This is a genomic window from Pedobacter albus (assembly GCF_036324255.1).
GTDB classification, from domain to species: Bacteria; Bacteroidota; Bacteroidia; order Sphingobacteriales; family Sphingobacteriaceae; genus Pedobacter; species Pedobacter albus.
On sequence record NZ_JAZDQT010000001.1, the window covers coordinates 784,759 to 801,753 of the forward strand.

15 protein-coding genes are annotated in these 16,995 nt (G+C 43.2%); 5 read left to right on the forward strand and 10 right to left on the reverse strand.

Going from position 1 to position 16,995, the window contains the following annotated elements; translation table 11 throughout:
* Positions 1-2 precede the first annotated feature (2 nt).
* The 6 genes from VRU48_RS03365 to VRU48_RS03390 all read right to left on the reverse strand — a co-directional run bounded on the left by VRU48_RS03365 (position 3) and on the right by VRU48_RS03390 (position 6,251).
* A complete protein-coding gene (locus tag VRU48_RS03365; RefSeq protein WP_330106508.1) occupies positions 3-1,124 on the reverse strand; it encodes a DUF3667 domain-containing protein in 1,122 nt (373 codons plus the stop codon).
* Between the two features lie 26 nt (positions 1,125-1,150).
* Positions 1,151-2,242 carry a DUF3667 domain-containing protein gene (locus VRU48_RS03370; RefSeq protein WP_330106509.1) on the reverse strand — a complete coding sequence of 364 codons (1,092 nt, stop codon included), beginning with the start codon at positions 2,240-2,242 and terminating at the stop codon, positions 1,151-1,153.
* A 19-nt stretch (positions 2,243-2,261) separates the two neighbouring features.
* The gene (locus VRU48_RS03375; RefSeq protein ID WP_330106510.1) at positions 2,262-3,644 is read right to left on the reverse strand and encodes a nucleoside permease; all 1,383 of its coding nucleotides are present in this window, start codon (positions 3,642-3,644) and stop codon (positions 2,262-2,264) included.
* A gap of 160 nt (positions 3,645-3,804) precedes the next feature.
* Positions 3,805-4,422, reverse strand: coding sequence for a bifunctional nuclease family protein (locus tag VRU48_RS03380; protein ID WP_330106511.1), 618 nt, complete (start codon positions 4,420-4,422; stop codon positions 3,805-3,807).
* Between the two features lie 55 nt (positions 4,423-4,477).
* Positions 4,478-5,446 (reverse strand): electron transfer flavoprotein subunit alpha/FixB family protein, encoded by a 969-nt coding sequence (locus VRU48_RS03385; RefSeq protein ID WP_330106512.1) that lies wholly within the window; start codon positions 5,444-5,446, stop codon positions 4,478-4,480.
* 67 nt (positions 5,447-5,513) lie between these two features.
* A complete protein-coding gene (locus VRU48_RS03390; RefSeq protein WP_330106513.1) occupies positions 5,514-6,251 on the reverse strand; it encodes an electron transfer flavoprotein subunit beta/FixA family protein in 738 nt (245 codons plus the stop codon).
* A 134-nt stretch (positions 6,252-6,385) separates the two neighbouring features.
* Between VRU48_RS03390 and VRU48_RS03395 the strand changes: the two genes are divergently transcribed.
* Together VRU48_RS03395 and chrA are read left to right on the forward strand one after the other, a co-directional pair.
* The gene (locus VRU48_RS03395; protein WP_330106514.1) at positions 6,386-6,706 is read left to right on the forward strand and encodes a tetratricopeptide repeat protein; all 321 of its coding nucleotides are present in this window, start codon (positions 6,386-6,388) and stop codon (positions 6,704-6,706) included.
* Between the two features lie 12 nt (positions 6,707-6,718).
* A complete protein-coding gene (chrA, locus tag VRU48_RS03400) occupies positions 6,719-7,918 on the forward strand; it encodes a chromate efflux transporter (RefSeq protein WP_330106515.1) in 1,200 nt (399 codons plus the stop codon).
* A 307-nt stretch (positions 7,919-8,225) separates the two neighbouring features.
* On the opposite strand, the gene dnaB is transcribed toward chrA, so the two are convergent.
* On the reverse strand, positions 8,226-9,779 hold the full coding sequence (dnaB, locus tag VRU48_RS03405) for a replicative DNA helicase (protein WP_330106516.1): 1,554 nt from the start codon (positions 9,777-9,779) through the stop codon (positions 8,226-8,228).
* Positions 9,780-9,957: 178 nt separating this feature from the next.
* On the opposite strand from dnaB, the gene rlmB reads away from it, so the two are divergent.
* Entirely contained in the window at positions 9,958-10,725 is a 768-nt protein-coding gene (gene rlmB / locus VRU48_RS03410) for a 23S rRNA (guanosine(2251)-2'-O)-methyltransferase RlmB (protein WP_330106517.1), read from the forward strand.
* A 427-nt stretch (positions 10,726-11,152) separates the two neighbouring features.
* Here the strand turns inward: rlmB and VRU48_RS03415 are convergent, their stop codons facing one another.
* The 3 genes from VRU48_RS03415 to VRU48_RS03425 form a co-directional block, all read right to left on the reverse strand.
* On the reverse strand, positions 11,153-11,617 hold the full coding sequence (locus VRU48_RS03415; RefSeq protein ID WP_330106518.1) for a GNAT family N-acetyltransferase: 465 nt from the start codon (positions 11,615-11,617) through the stop codon (positions 11,153-11,155).
* 93 nt (positions 11,618-11,710) lie between these two features.
* Positions 11,711-12,802: a mannose-1-phosphate guanylyltransferase gene (locus tag VRU48_RS03420; RefSeq protein WP_330106519.1), complete on the reverse strand. Its 1,092-nt coding sequence runs from the start codon at positions 12,800-12,802 to the stop codon at positions 11,711-11,713.
* Between the two features lie 20 nt (positions 12,803-12,822).
* On the reverse strand, positions 12,823-13,788 hold the full coding sequence (locus tag VRU48_RS03425; protein WP_330106520.1) for a KpsF/GutQ family sugar-phosphate isomerase: 966 nt from the start codon (positions 13,786-13,788) through the stop codon (positions 12,823-12,825).
* Between the two features lie 88 nt (positions 13,789-13,876).
* Between VRU48_RS03425 and recQ the strand changes: the two genes are divergently transcribed.
* Both recQ and kdsA read left to right on the forward strand, forming a co-directional pair.
* Positions 13,877-16,066, forward strand: coding sequence for a DNA helicase RecQ (recQ, locus tag VRU48_RS03430; protein WP_330106521.1), 2,190 nt, complete (start codon positions 13,877-13,879; stop codon positions 16,064-16,066).
* A 118-nt stretch (positions 16,067-16,184) separates the two neighbouring features.
* Positions 16,185-16,994: a 3-deoxy-8-phosphooctulonate synthase gene (kdsA, locus tag VRU48_RS03435; RefSeq protein WP_330106522.1), complete on the forward strand. Its 810-nt coding sequence runs from the start codon at positions 16,185-16,187 to the stop codon at positions 16,992-16,994.
* The last annotated feature ends 1 nt before the right edge of the window (position 16,995 follow it).

The window sequence follows — 16,995 nt, forward strand, 5'->3', positions numbered from 1 at the left end:
AACTACATGGCTAAGTAATAGATGACGTTGACGATAATGACTTCCGTAATTTTAATGGAAATGCCGTAAAGCACAAAAATCCAGATCATCCGCCAAGTGGTGGTGCGTCGACTTCTTTGGTAAAATAGCGTAAGAGCCTTGTACATATACCATAAGATCCAGCCCAGCATGGCTACATTGATCAAATCGCTGATGGTTGAATGAGGCCCGAAGATGTATTTAGTCAATGTTTGCGTGATGATAGAAATCAAGAAGAAAGCCGTCATGCCATGGATGGTGAAAATGAGATGGTCCATGTAATAGATATGGTTCTTCCTGAAATTGATCATGATGAAGAGCGCCATCAGAGGCATCAGCAAAAAGTACTGCTTGGGCCTGTTGTGTTCGAGCTTTTCGTTAATGAGCTCAGAATTCTCGCCAATGCCAATGCTTCTCTTTTTAACGAAGCGTTGAAACCAGCCGTCGCGTTGCAACAGCGGAAGCTTGTTTTGGCGCTCAAGGTAGGCTTCGTAGGTACTGTCGTTGCGCACAATATGTATGGCCTTGTATTTATCGATTATTTTGGCCAATGAGTCTGATTTACGGACCCTGTACTGCGAATCTAGGCGTTGCAGCACCAATTCCTGTGTCTTAAAGCTCATCTTTTTGTATTGTTCCTGCTCCAATTGCGAGACAATGGTTCGGGTTGCTGTTTTGCCAATGGCTTTGTCAAGGCCCGAATCGGCCAATACGTTGTTGATGCTGTCGATTTTTGCATCGTTCTTTTTAATCGCCTCTTCCGTTTGTACTTCTACTTCGCTTTTTTCATGGCGTTTGGGCGAATAGGCAATCAAAAAATAAACAATCGATACAAAGATGTACATGTTTACCGGGTTGATGTACCTTGCCCGTTTGCCGGCCAGGTAATCGAGCGTTACTTGTCCAGGCTTGGTGAGCAGGGGAACCAGCGTTTTAAAAAACTTGTTGTCGAAATGGAAATAATGGGCAATGCTATGGGTAACAAAATGCCAAACATTTTCCTTGAGTTCGAGGTTGGCTTGCCCGCATCTACTGCAGTAATGTTCCTCTACATGGAAACCGCAATTGAGGCAGGTATGGTCTTTTCTATATTTTCCGGCAGACATTTGAAAAGTTGATATTTAAACAATGATTAAACCATAGCAAAACTAACAGCCATGATGATCAGGAAACAAAGGGTAAATACAAAGGTATAACAGAAGCTCAAAAAGAATATTTTAAGTACGGTTACCCATCGGGTGCTGTTGTAGAAAGTGCGCAACGAGCGGTATACGTACCAGATGATGTAAATGGTACAGAAAAACTCGAGCCAGCCACTGATGTCGTACACAAAGCCGAACAGCCACCTGAGCAGCATCGTTATCAATACGCTTAGGAAAATAGCCGAATGCAGGTGGAAAGAATAGATCAGGTGTTCGTAGTAGTATTTTCCCTTGTTGATGTAAACCAATTTGAGAATCAGCGCAAACATAGGCAACAGCAAAAACATCATTTTAGGGATGTTGTGCATCAGATCCTCCATGAATTTCTTTTGTGGATCTTCGTATTGGTTCAACTCTATGCTTCTTTTTACAAAATAGTGTTTGATAAAGCCATCTCTCTTTGCCGCTGGCAGGGCCGCTTGGTGTTTCTCGTAATCGACTACAGTACTGTCTTTGCCTCTTAGTTTAGAGAGCCCCCATTTTCCCTTTTTCTTGCCCTCATCGAGGTTGATTTCGGTAACTTCGTCTTTATCGGCTGCGATATTCCTTTTGGCTTCCTTCAAGATGCTGTCTTTTACACCTTCCTTCATCGGAATGTACTTGATGGCATCTTCAACGGCATCTAATTTGGCTTTTTGCAGGCTGTCTTTTTTGCTGAGCGGCACCGTAGCCGTTGCTTTTTTATGTGCCGGCTCTTTTTTCTCCTTTTCGCCACCACCTAAAATAAAGAGGAAGAAAACAATACTTACAAAAATATAAAGACGGATAGGGTGGATGAAAGACACTCTTTTGCCGGCCACATATTCTTTGGTAAGCTGGCCTGGTTTAAGCAATAACGGCTTTAGGGTTCCAAAGAATTTATGCTCAAAGTGGAAATAGTCAGCTATGGCGTGTGAAACCATGTGAAAGGCATCTTCCTTAACCTCGATATTTTCCTGCCCGCAATGCGGACAGAAATGCTCTTCTACAATATGGCCACAATTTAAACAGTCTTTTTCTTTTCTAAGTTTTACGGATGACATCTTGCTGGGTAAGGATATATTAATGGGTAATGGCTTCGATTACTTTGGCTTCGGCTTGACTATGTTTGTGTTTAAAGAAGATGACGAAGAAAACGGTAATTACCAAGGCATAAATGGTAAATGAAAGCCAGATACTATGCCAGTCTTTCACATCGAGAGCCCTGCTTAGGTTGCCATTTTCTAATACCTTGATGCCTTGTTTGCCCAGAAAATTGAGCAGGTGCGAATCCTTGGTATCCGAACCTACCAGTGTGGCCAATGGCTGTATATTGGTAAAAGAAGTGGTAAAATATTTTTGGATCATCCAGCCTGAAACCAAGCTGCCCAAAATGGCACCGAAGCCGTTGGTCATCATCATAAATAGGCCTTGCGCCGACGAACGTATTTTGGCAGTAGTTGAACTTTCTACAAACAAAGACCCCGAAATGTTGAAGAAATCGAAAGCCATGCCATATACGATACATGATAAAATGATCATCCAAAGTCCACCGGTTGGATTGCCATAAGCAAACAAACCAAACCTGAAAACCCAGGCCACCATAGAAATTACCATTACCTTTTTAATGCCATAGCGTTTTAAAAAGAACGGAATAGCCAAGATAAAGAGGGTTTCAGAAATCTGCGATATAGATAGAATGATCGTTGAATACTTGATTACAAAAGACTCCGCATAGGATGGAAACATTTTGAATTCGTCTATGAACACGTCGCCGTAGGCATTGGTCAGTTGCAATGCACCACCCAAAAACATCGAAAAGATAAAGAAAACGGCCATTTTGTAGGTGCCGAAGAGTTTGAAAGCCTCTAAGCCCATTTTCTGTACAAACGACTTTTTCTCGCTGATTTTTAAAGGCGGACATTTAGGCAAAGAGAAAGAATAGATGCCTAAAGCCAAAGCACTGATGCCTGCAATGTAAAACTGATTGGCGCTGGCTTTGTTGTCTGTTAAATTGGTAATCCACATGGCTACGATAAAGCCAATGGTGCCCCAAACGCGTATCGGCGGGAAATCTTTTACCACGTCGAGGTTGCCCGATTTGAGGGTCGTATACGAAATGGAGTTGCTCAAGGCAATGGTTGGCATATAAAAACACATGGCAATGAGTATAATCCAGAAAAAGGTATGCGGATCGTTTACCTGTGGCAGGTAAAACATAGCACAGGCATATAAGATATGCAACAGGGCATACAATTTCTCGGCATTGAGCCATTTATCGGCAATGATACCGGTAAGGGTAGGCATAAACAATGATGAGATGCCCATGGTAGAAAAGATGATTCCAAAATCGGCGCCAGCCCATTGCTTGGTTCCGAACCAATAATTTGCGATGGTCATGAGCCAAGCGGCCCACACAAAAAATTGGAAAAAACTCATTATTGTTAAACGAATTTTGATATTCATAAATACGGTTTAGTTGCTTAGTTTTAAATTAGCTGTAAGTTATAATTATTTTAAAACATTAACTACAATGCAGCTAAATTTTGTGGAAAACAAGGCGCTTTAGGCTTTGTCAAATGCCATCATTTGCGGCTTGTTGGATAAGTGGCGTGTAAGTTCTTTGTTATGCAGAATTTCTTTTGTTGATTTCGTCCCTAATTCGGGCTGCTTTTTCGTAAGCCTCCTCGGCCAAGGCCTCTTCCAGCTTCTGCTGCAGTTCTTCCAAACTTAGCGAATGGTAGCCGCCTGCATTGGGAATAGAGGTGGGCACATCTTCAGAACTGTGCTCTTTGGCAATCGAATCCATGTTTTCGAGAAAGAGAAAATCATTTCCTTCAATCACAATCCCTGCCGAAGAAAGAATAAATTCATAGGTGTAAATAGCGGCATTGAACCTTACAGCCAAGGCAATGGCGTCGGAAGTGCGCGCGTCTATTTCCTGGGTGGTGGTGCCGTCGGTACAGATCAATTTGGCAAAGAAAACACCATCAACCAGGTTGTAGATGATGATTTCGGTAATTTCTACTTGGTAGGCCTGGGCAAATGATTTGAACAAATCGTGCGTTAAGGGGCGGGTAGGGGTCATCTTTTCGATTTCGATGGCAATGGCCTGTGCCTCAAAAGCACCAATGATAATCGGCAATCGCCTGCGTCCGTTCACCTCGCCAAGCACTAATGCATAAGCTCCAGACTGGGTTTGGCTATAAGATAAGCCAACGATATCAAGTTTTACTTTTTTCATATATAAACAAACCTAACAAGCTTTGTTATAGGCTTGTTAGGTTCTTTATTTAATGTTATCCTTTATGGGCTTTAAGTGCGGCAATAATTTTAGGCACCACTTCAAAGGCGTCGCCTACGATACCGTAATCGGCCACTTTAAAGAACGGCGCTTCTGGGTCTTTGTTGATGACCACGATCACTTTTGAAGAACTTACACCGGCCAAGTGCTGGATGGCACCCGAAATACCGATGGCAATGTACAAGTTCGGGCTAATGGCGATACCAGTTTGGCCCACGTGCTCAGAGTGTGGCCTCCAATCGGCGTCAGAAACCGGTTTAGAGCAAGCCGTAGCAGCGCCTAACAAATCGGCCAGTTCTTCGATCATTCCCCAGTTTTCAGGACCTTTCAAGCCTCTGCCTCCTGATACCACCAATTCGGCATCAGGTAAAGATACTTTATCGGTAGCCCTTACAATTTCCTTCACAATGGCGGTGAGGTCTGTAGCCTTGATTTCTGGACTGTAGGCTTCGATGGTGGCATCAACAGCATTTTCTTTTACACCAAATGCGTTCGGGTTTAAGGCGATAACCTTATTGGCCGAAGTTAAGGTGGTAATGGCAAAAGCCTTGCCCGAGAAAGCGGTTTTCTTTACCGAAAAGCCACCGTCAAAGTTGGGCAGTTCTACCGCGCCATCAATTAAGCCGGCTTTAAGTTTTACTGCAATTCGAGGGGCTAACCCCTTGCCCGAAAAAGAGTTAGACAATACCACGATGTCGGCATTTTCTTTTTTGGCGGCTTCGGCAATCACTGAGCCATAAGCTTGGTTTACAAAGTTTTTCAACTGCTCGACAGTTACGTTCAAAACCTTGCTTGCGCCATATTTACCCAGTTCCTTCAATTCGCCTTCGGCTACGTTGCCAATAGAAATGGCGGTAAGGTTGGTGTTTTGTTGGTTGGCGATTGCTTTTGCGTAAGATACCGCTTCGTAAACAGATTTTTTGAATTTGCCGTCGGCGTGTTCTACATATACTAATACTGACATAGTTTTATAGTTGAAATCTCGTGGAGATTAATTTTTAAGTTTTATAATTCAGTTAATTAGGCGTGGCTTAGATTACTTTGGCTTCGGTATGCAACAAAGTGATTAATTCTTCGGCATTTTCGGCCGGAATTAATTTTACCGCACCGCGAGGGGCAGGTGTTTCAAACTTGGTTACTTTGCCCAGTTCTTCGATTTCCTTGGCTTCTACTACTTGCAAAGGCTTGGTTCTGGCCGACATGATGCCTCTCATGTTAGGGATTTTGGCTTCGGCCGTGCCCTCTGCGCAGCTGGCTACAAATTTGCCACTTACGCTCAATACTTCCTTGCCACCTTCAATTTCGCGTTCTAAAGTAGCCGTAGTACCGTCGTAGTCTAATTTTTTGATGATGGAAATAGAAGGGATATCTAAAAACTCGCCGATCATGGCTGCTACTTGCGATCCATTGTAATCGATAGACTCCCTGCCGCACAAAATCATATCAAATTCGTTACTCTTGACATATTCGGCAATCTGAAATGCAGTGAAATAAGCATCTCTAGGTGTTACATTTATCCTTACGGCATCATCGGCACCAATGGCCAAAGCCTTTCTAATAGTAGGTTCTGTAGCGCTTTCGCCCACATTAACAACGGTTACTGTACCTTTGCCACCTTCGCAAAGTTCTATTGCCCTCGAAAGTGCAATCTCGTCGTAAGGGTTGACAATAAACTGTACGCCTGCGGTATTGAATTGTGTATTATCGTTAGTAAAAGTTATTTTTGTAGTGGTGTCGGGCACGTTACTGATACAAACTAATATTTTCATACGTTTACATTTGTTTTAAGGGTAATGAACCTATATTTAGCCAGATTTTTACAATGAGCTAAGTATAGATTCTTTAAATTGTCTTTTTGCAAATCTAATTAAAAAAGCAGGGATTTAAAATGCAAAACGCGCGTTTGACCAAGTTATTAGAATTTTTAGAGCAGGAACCTAACGATAGCTTTATATTATACGCTTTGGCCACCGAGTATAACTCACAAAATGACATAGAAAATGCTTTTTTCTATTACCTGAAACTGGTAAACGAACATCCAAGCTATGTAGGCACCTATTATCACCTGGGCAAATTGTACGAAAAACAGGGAGAAAAAGAGAAGGCGATAACCATTTACCAACAGGGCATGCAAACAGCAAGGAGCAAACGCGACATGCATGCGCTTTCGGAGCTGCAAGGGGCCTATAACAGCGCGGCAGGTCTTGATTACGAAGATGATTAACTGAAACATACATTGGCAAAAAGGCAACTTTTATTTTTAAGGAGTGTAATTGTTTTCACCTTTACCGCCTTTGGTGGCGCCCAGGCACATATTTCGCTCTTGTTGCGTTATTTTGTTAAAAATACCCAATACATTACCGAAGAGGAGTTGCTGGAGCTCAATGCCCTGGCCCAAGTACTGCCTGGTCCGGCCTCTACGCAAACATTGGTGGGCATTGCCTATAAAGTTGGAGGGCTGAAACTGGCCATTATTTCCTTTCTGATCTGGATTTTGCCATCTGCCTCGATCATGACCTTGGCCGCCATTAGTTATGGCTTTCTAGACCAAAAGCAACAATTTATCGAGATACTTAAATATATCCATCCCATTGCCTTGGGTATTGTGGCTTATGGGGCTTTTAATCTGGCCAAAAAGGTGCTGACTACAGAGCTGTCTGTTTTTTTAGCCTTTTCGGCTGTGGTAGCTACCTTGGTCTTGAGAAACGCCTATGTTTTTCCGATTGCCATTTTAATTGGTGGCATGGTTTCGTCGGCTATTGGTACGCCTAGCGAAGAAACTCAAATCAGGGTAAGGTTATTGTCGAATATCAATCCACGTAAGCTGACTTATTTTATTGGCTTTATGGTATTTATGGCTTTGCTAGGTGCGATTATCAACCGAACATCGCCATTCAGTTTGCCGATTAGGCTGTTCGAGAACTTTTACCGTAACGGTATTTTTGTGTTTGGTGGTGGACAGGTTTTGGTGCCCTTGATGTTTACAGAGTTTGTACAGTCTAAACATTACCTCCTGCAATCTGATTTTATTTCGGGCTATGCCTTGCAACAGGTTTTGCCGGGACCGACGTTTTCGTTTACCAGCTATTTGGGAGCACTGAGCATGAAGCATGGCGGTTATGGTGTAACCGGACAGGCCTTGGGGGGCGTATTGGCGGTGCTGGGCATTAATTTGCCTGGATTGATTTTGGTGTTGTTCATTGTTCCCTTTTGGGACGACTTAAAGAAGATAGGTCGTATCAAACACTCGCTTTCGGGCATTAATGCCGTAAGTGTGGGCTTTATTATCGCTGCTTTTATGTTGTTGGTAAAACCGATCGGATTTAACGCATTGCCTATTTCTATTTTGATAGGAACTTTTTTAGTACTCAATTTTACCAAAATAAGCCCGCCGATTATCGTATTGATCGGGATTGTGCTGGGGTATTTTATCTGATATCTTTTTTCTAAGATTAAAAGCTACAGGTTTACGGATTAATTGTAAAACTCAAGCTGGTCGGGATGTGCCATCTCGACTAAAATATTTCTGGATTTGCAATCCAGTATAAACATTTCCAGACCAACGGAGTTAATGTATTAACTGGACTAAAAGCCACAGATTTACGGATTAATTGTAAAGCCCAAGCTAGTCGAGATGTGCCATCTCGACTAAAATATTTCTGGATTTGCAATCTAGTATAAACATTTCTTGCCAAGGAGAGTTGTTCCTTACTTGCCAGCAGTAATCATGCAATGACGAAATATTAAAAAGGTGGTTCGTCGTCGTGCATGTCGTTCATGCTCGAAGGTCTGATAATTACGTTGCCGGCTGGTTTATCAAAGTTTTGCGAAGGAGCCATGCTGTCGGAGAAACTGCTAGGCGGTGCAAAGCTGTCTTCCAAATCGGCAAACTTCACGTACTTGCCAATAAAACGAAGCGGTACGATACCGGTTTCACCGTTACGGTGCTTGGCAATGATTACTTCGCCTACGCCTGCCATCGATCTGCCATTCTCATCTTCGGTAATACCATAATATTCTGGTCGGTACAAGAAAAGTACCATATCAGCATCCTGCTCAATAGATCCCGATTCACGCAAATCGGATAGCATTGGCCGCTTACCATTTGGTCCGGGTCTGCTCTCAACGGCACGGCTCAGCTGCGAAAGTGCCAATACGGGTACGTCTAGTTCTTTGGCTACCGATTTAAGCGCCCTCGAAATACTACCAATTTCTTGTTCACGATTACCGCCACCTTCGCCTTTACCGTGCATCAGCTGCAAATAATCGATAATGATCATTTGGATATCGTATTGCGATTTGAGCCTACGGCATTTGGCGCGGAATTCGAAAATATTCAGTGCGGGGGTATCGTCGATGAGGAGCGGGGCTTCGCTTAAGCTGCCGATCTTGCTGTGCAGTTGTTGCCATTCCCATTCGGCCAGGTTTCCTTTCCTGATTTTCTCTTGTTCAATTTCGGTTTCGCCAGAAATCAAACGGTTAACCAACTGTACCGACGACATCTCTAGCGAGAACACCACTGCAGGCTTTTTAAACTCGACAGTAGCGTTACGGGCACAGCTCAATACGAAGGCCGTTTTACCCATCGCCGGCCTTGCCGCAATAATCACCAAATCGGATTTTTGCCAACCGCCGGTAATCCTGTCTAAGTCGGTAAAGCCCGAAGGCACGCCGGTTAAACCATCGGTTTTGGTACGGAGTTCTTCCAGAGTAGCCAAAGACTGTTTGATGATCTCGTCCATTTTTTGCGTATCTCTGCGCAAGTTGTTTTGGGCAATATCAAAAAGGCCTTTTTCGGCCTGGTCCAGCAAATCGAAAATATCGGTGGTGTCTTCGTAGGCATTGGTAATGATGTCGGTAGAAATCCTGATCAGTTCGCGCTGAATGTATTTCTGCGAAATAATGCGGGCGTGGAACTCGATATTGGCCGAAGAAGCCACACGATTGGTTAAATTGGTAATGTAAAATGCGCCGCCAACGATTTCCAGTGTTCCATTTTGGCGCATTTCTGTCGTTACGGTCAAAATATCGACCGGTTTAGATTTTTGGAAAAGCGTTTGGATGGCTTCAAAAATCTTTTTGTGGGCCTCGTGATAAAAAACCTCGGGTTTAAGGATGTCGATTACGGTTGAAAGTGCGTCTTTCTCCAGCATCAACGCGCCCAAAACGGCTTCTTCCAAATCGGTAGCCTGTGGCGGTATTTTGCCCATGGTACTTACTGATGGCGTTGTAAACCGGTTTTTTCTTGCTGAAGTTGAAAATTTCCCCTGACCTTGTGATTCGTTATCGAGACTCATAACAACAAAAGTAGACAAAACTTTGCCTTTTTGTTTGTACAAGTTTTCAGTTGTTTGTTAACAAGTTGAAGCTAAATATGTTGATTTTTTTGCTTAAATTATTTTTGAACAATTTATTGTGGATAAGCCCGGTGCCGATTCATTTATTTAGCGTACTTTTGTGCCTTTATTAATCACTATGGACAATTTCAGAAGACCGCAAAGAGCAAAAGAGAACAACGAATTCGTATTTGGCATCAGGGCCGTTATCGAAGCCATCAAAGCTGGCCGTGATATCGAAACCATTTATGTGCAGCGAGGCTTGAGCGGTCCTTTGTTTCTGGAGCTTAAGTCGTTGCTTATTGGTTCGCTTATTCCGCTAAGCTCGGTTCCGATAGAAAAATTGAACAGAATGACGACCAAAAATCACCAAGGGGTGATTGCGGTAATTTCGCCGATAACCTACCAAAATATAGAAGACCTTATTCCGGCTATTTTTGAAAAAGGAGAGACCCCGCTCATTTTGGTGCTCGATAGCGTAACCGATGTTCGCAACATGGGCGCTATTGCGCGTACGGCGGCCTGCGTGGGTGTGCATGCCATTGTGGTGCCTTTGAAAAATGCGGCGCAAATTAATGCCGATGCGATCAAGACTTCGGCTGGGGCATTGTTCAGTATTCCGATTTGCAGGCATTCGAATCTGCATAAAACCTGTCTGTTTTTGCAGGATAGTGGCTTGCAACTAGTGGCTTGTACCGAAAAAACCAGCGATTTGATTTATGTACCCGATTATACCTTGCCAACGGCGATTATCATGGGGTCGGAAGACGAGGGTATTTCTAATGACTTGTTGAGGGTAGCCAACCACCTGGCCAAAATACCGATGGCGGGCAAAATAGAATCCCTCAATGTATCTGTAGCGGCTGGGGTGATTTTGTACGAGGCAGTGAGGCAGAGAACGGTTTAGCGAGGTTTTCTTGTAGGCTTTTTACCACCTTAGATATTTAAGAGCGCCTAAGGGCTATTATGCTAAATGCCTTAATGTTGGGTTAAATGCTGGCAAAAGAATTAAACATTAAAGGATTAAGACTTTGTTTCTTTGGTTGATTTTACCACCTTAGACATTTAAGAGCGCCTAAGGGTATTATGCTCAATGCCTTAATGTTGGGTTAAATGTTGGCAAAAGAATTAAACATTAAGGAATTAAGAACTTCGTTTCTTCGGTTGATTTTACCACCTTAGACATTTAAGAGCGTCTAAGGGTTGTTACGCTAAATGCCTGAATGTTGATTTAAATTGTTGTCAAGTTATTGATAATTATTTGATTAATTGCTTCGTTTCTTTGGTGCTAACTGATCATTGCCAATTGTAAGCTGAAAAACTGTCAACTCCATCTAAATATCCATCATCATTTCGATCATGTGGTTGTTGAAGCCGAATTTTTTGTAAGCATTAATGGCGTTCTGGTTTTCGGCATAAACTTCTAGCTTAAGCTTGGAAATGCCTTTTTCTTTGGCCCAGTTTTTTAGATGGTCGAGAATTTGGCTGTTCAGTCCTTTGCCACGATGTGCAGGATCTACATACATAAAGCCCAGGTAGCCGTAGTAATCGGGTTGGTGCTGGGGTTTTGATTTTTCTATTCTGATATAGCCACTGGCAACCGCAATATTGTCGAGATAGCCAATTACCAGATAGCTGTTTTCTCTTTCTATTAAGGTTTTGAGGTCGTAATAATGTACTTTTTCTGGCCTGATGTTGTTGGTAAACGGCCTTTCGGCTGTAATGACTTGCTGTTCGAAAAGTTGCAAAGTCGCCATATCGGCTAAGCTAGCGGGTTTAATAACGAGCTGGTTTTCCATTGGATAAACTTAATGTAGAAGTTAAATCATATTATTAACCCTCAAGATAAGGAGAGGCAAAAGTACTTTGCGAATACTTTGCGGTTAAAAATACTAAATAAACTTGTTGGCAAATTTCGCCTTGACATCGGCTACGATGTTTTTTACGTTTTGCTCTTCCGAACGTGGGCAAATGAGCAAAGTATTGTTTGCTTCGACCACAATGTAGTTATGCAGGCCTTGTAAAATCACCAGTTTTTCTTCAGGTACGTTGACCATACAATTGGACGAATCGAACATCATCACTTGTTTAGAAGGGATTACGGCGTTGCCTACATAGTCTTTTTCTGCCATTTCGTAAATTGATGCCCAGGTGCCCAAATCAGACCAACCAAAATCGGCGGGCAATACGTACACATTGTCCGCTTTTTCCATGATTCCGAAATCGATCGAAATATTGGTGCACTGCAGGTAGGCATTGGCTATAAAGGTAATTTCGTTGGTGGTATTGTAAAAAGGTGTGCCTTGCCTAAAAATGTCGTACATATCTGGCAAATGCTTTTCGAAGGCGCTGGCAATGGCTTTGGCCGACCAGATGAAAATGCCTGCATTCCACAGAAAATCGCCACTTTGAATAAAAGATTGTGCCAATTCCAGGTTTGGTTTTTCTGTAAAGGTTTTTACTTTATGGATGCTGCCATCGCTTTGCAGCACTTCGTCTATGTATTGGATATAGCCGTAGCCGATATCGGGCCTGTTGGGCTTAATGCCAAGCGTAATGAGGCATTTGTTTTGGGCCGCGGCCTCCATCGATTGTTCGATGGCGCGCACAAATTCCTTTTGGTTGGCTATGGTATGGTCGGATGGGGCTACAACAATTACGGCATCGGGATTGAGTTCGGCAATTTTCATCGATCCATAGGCAATGCAAGGGGCTGTATTGCGCATAATGGGCTCTGCCAAAATCTGGTTCTCGCTTAAAGCGGGCAGTTGTTCCTTAATCAGGTCAACATAAAGCTCATTGGTTACGATAAAGATGTTTTCTGCAGGGCAGATCTGTAAAAAACGATCGTAAGTACTCTGGATAAGCGTTTTTCCTACGCCGAAAAAATCAATGAACTGTTTAGGGAATTCGGTTCTGCTGACTGGCCAAAAACGGCTACCAACGCCACCAGCCATGATTAATGCGTAGTTGTTTTTATTCATGTAGCTAAGATAGACTTTAATTAAATAATTCCTTCCTGCAAAAGGTCATGCAAATGTATCATTCCGTAATAATGCCCGTTTTCGGTAACGAGCAATTGCGTAATGTTGTTCTTTTTGATCACCTCCAAGGCAAGCAGGGCCAATTCGTTTTTGTCAATTTGTTTGGGGTTGCTGTTCATCAGGTCGGCCGCTGTAATATTTTCGATGTTAGTATGTTTTTCGAGCATCCTCCTGATGTCGCCATCGGTAATCACTCCCAATATGTTGTTATCGGCAATAACAACAACGGCGCCCAAACGGTTTTTGCTAATTTCAATAATGACATCCTTTACAGATGCCGAAGGCGAGATGCTGGGTCTTTCGTTCTTAAGTGCCAAATCTCCAGCTTTGAGGTACAAACGCTTGCCCAGTGAACCGCCAGGATGGTAACGCGCAAAATCTTCGGTATTGAACTCGCGGGCTTCCAATAAACAGATAGCCAAGGCATCGCCCATAGCCAGTTGCGCCGTAGTACTGGTGGTTGGAGCAAGGTTATGCGGACAGGCTTCCTTTTCAACACTGGTATTGAGGATGAGATCGGCCTGCTTAGCCAAATCCGAATCCAACGAGCCCAGCATGCCGATTAGCACATTGCCCGATTGTTTTAAAAGGGGAGCCAAGAGCTTTATTTCGGGCGTATTGCCGCTTTTAGAAAGGCACATCACGATATCGTCTTTTTGGATCATGCCCAAATCGCCATGTACGGCATCGGCGGCATGCATAAAAATGGCCGGCGTCCCCGTCGAATTAAAAGTGGCCACGATTTTTTGGGCAATGATGGCACTTTTGCCTATTCCTGTAACAATTACCCTTCCTTTACTCTCTAAAATCAGGTCAACGATCTTTACAAAATCTTCGTTAACATGTTGTAAAAGGTTTAAAATGGCATCTGATTCCAGCTTGAGCGTTGAAACAGCTATTTCTATAATCGATTTTTTACTTTTCAAAGAGAATTTATTAGTATATTAATGCTTTCAATTACTGCAAAATTATGTTATTTTGAACAATAATAGCACAGAATATTTGACACAAAAAATGGACGTGAAAAAGTCGTTGTTTGATAACCTGCAAACTTTTTTTGGTTTCGACAATTTTAAGGGAGATCAGGAACCCATTATTACCAATATCTTAGAAGGCAAAAACACATTTGTAATCATGCCTACTGGCGGTGGCAAGTCCATTTGCTATCAGTTGCCAGCATTAATGAGCGAGGGTACCGCCATCGTGATTTCGCCCCTGATTGCCTTGATGAAAAACCAGGTAGACCAGCTGAGGGCCTTTGGTGGCAGCGATAGCATTGCGCATTTCCTGAACTCGTCCCTCAATAAAACCGAAATTACCCAGGTTAAGAGCGATTTGCTGAACGGACAGACCAAATTATTATATGTAGCGCCAGAATCGCTGGCCAAGCAGGAAAACGTAGAGTTTTTGCGTTTGCTCAAGATTTCTTTTGTGGCGGTTGACGAAGCTCACTGTATTTCGGAGTGGGGCCACGATTTTAGGCCCGAATACCGGAAAATCAGACAGGTAATTACAGGCTTGGGAGAAGAAATCCCGATTATTGCCCTAACCGCTACTGCTACGCCAAAAGTACAGCAAGATATCATCAAAAACCTGCAAATGACCGATGCGACTTTGTTCAAATCGTCGTTTAACAGGCCCAACCTTTTTTACGAAATCCGCCCAAAACGCGATGTAATCAAGGAAATGATCCGCTACATCAAGTACAATACCGGAAAATCGGGCATTATTTATTGCCTGAGCCGTAAAAAGGTAGAAGAGGTAGCCGAAAGCCTTAATCTTAACGGCATCAAGGCTTTGCCATACCATGCCGGCTTAGAGCCAAAGGTGCGTGCCGAAACGCAAGACAAGTTCCTGATGGAAGATGTAGAGGTCATTGTGGCCACCATTGCCTTTGGGATGGGGATAGACAAACCCGATGTGCGTTTTGTAATCCACCACGATATTCCGAAAAGCATGGAAGGCTACTACCAGGAAACGGGCAGGGCCGGTCGCGATGGTGGCGAGGGTGTTTGTATTGCCTTTTACGCACAAAAAGACGTTGATAAGCTGGCCAAGTTTATGAAAGACAAGCCGGTGTCTGAGCGCGAAATCGGTACGCAAATCCTCAAAGAAGTAATCGATTATGCCGAATCTGGCGTTTGCCGACGTAAGCAGATTTTGCATTATTTTGGCGAAAACTTTAACGAAACCGGCTGTAACTGCATGTGCGACAACTGTAAGAAGCCTAAACAGCAGTTCGAAGCCGAAACACATTTGCTTACTTTGCTAAAACTGATTGAGAGCACCGGACAGAAATTTGATGATGCGCATTTGCTCAATATCTTTATGGGCAACGAAACGGCCCAGACCATTGCCTACGAGCAAAATAAACTGCCCGAATTTGGACAGGGCAAGGAAGATGGCGAGCTGTTGTGGAAATCGCTGATTAGGCAAGCTGTGCTCAATAATTTTGTAGCCAAGGACATTGACAACTATGGTTTATTGCACCTGACCAAAATAGGCAAGGACTTTATAGAAAACCCGTACAGCCTCAAATTTATCCTGAACGAGCAGTTGGATAATGTGAGCGAAGACGACGAAGAGGAAGTGAAACAGGGAACCGGTGCGTTAGACACGCAGTTGCTGGGCTTGTTGAAAGACCTCCGCAAGAAAATTGCCAAACAGAAAAACGTACCACCTTTTGTGGTTTTCCAAGATCCATCGCTGGAAGAAATGTGTACCCACTATCCGATTGCCATGGACGAGCTGAAACAGATTTCGGGAGTAGGGAATGGCAAGGCGCTCAAATTCGGCGGACCGTTTATCGAGCTCATCAAGAAGTATGTGGGCGATAACGACATTGAAAGGCCAATTGACTTGGTGATTAAAACCCAAGCCAATAAATCGGCGCTTAAGGTATCGATTATCCAAAATATTGACCGCCAGATTGGTTTGGAAGATATTGCCCGCTCAAAAGGCCTAACTTATTTTGATATTTTAAAGGAGGTTGAAGCCATCGTCAACTCGGGAACCAAACTCAATCTTTCCTACTTTGTTGATGAAGTAATTGACGAAGACAGGCAAGATGAAGTATTTGACTATTTCCGAGCGGCCGATAACGATTCGATTGACGATGCCCTGAGCGATTTGGGCGAAAACGATTATACCCGTGAAGAGATACAGCTGATGCGTATCAAATTCATGTCGGAACTAGGAAACTAATTAATTTACGATTTAAGATTGATGATTTGCGATTGCAATTTTGGATTTGGGATTATGCTCAATCTGAAATCTTCGGTCAGAAATCTAAAATCGTAGATCCAAAATCTAAAATCCCAAGATGTTACAAATAGAAAAACTCAAACACACAGATTCAAATAACTTCTTTTTAATGGCTGGCCCTTGCGCCATCGAAGGCGAAGACATTGCCTTGCGCATTGCGGAACAAATCGTAACCATAACCGATAAACTGAATATTCCCTATATTTTTAAAGGATCATACCGCAAAGCGAACCGAAGCAAAGGCAGTTCCTTTACCGGTATTGGTGATGAAAAAGCCTTGAAAATTCTGGAAAAAGTGGGCAAGACCTTTGATGTACCTACCGTAACCGATATCCACGAAAGCGGGGAGGCTGCCATGGCCGCCGCCTATGTTGATGTATTGCAGATTCCTGCTTTTTTGTGCAGACAAACCGATTTGCTGATTGCGGCTGCGCAGACAGGCAAAGTGGTTAACGTAAAAAAAGGCCAATTTCTTTCGGCGGGTTCGATGAAATTTGCCGTAGAGAAAATCAACGATTCGGGAAATAACCGAGTGATTTTAACCGATCGTGGCAACACTTTTGGCTATCAGGATTTGATTGTTGATTACCGTGGCTTGCCAGAAATGCAAGGTTTTGGCGTACCTGTAGTGATGGATTGTACGCACTCCTTGCAGCAACCTAACCAGAGCAGCGGCGTAACTGGTGGCAAGCCCGAACTGATTACTACCATTGCCAAAGCAGCTATTGCCGTAGGTGCCGATGGTTTGTTCATCGAAACGCATCCCGATCCGGCCAATGCCAAATCTGACGGCGCCAATATGCTTAATTTGGCCCTATTGGAGGATTTATTGGTGAAATTGGTCAGAATTAGGCAAGCTGTTATTTAAG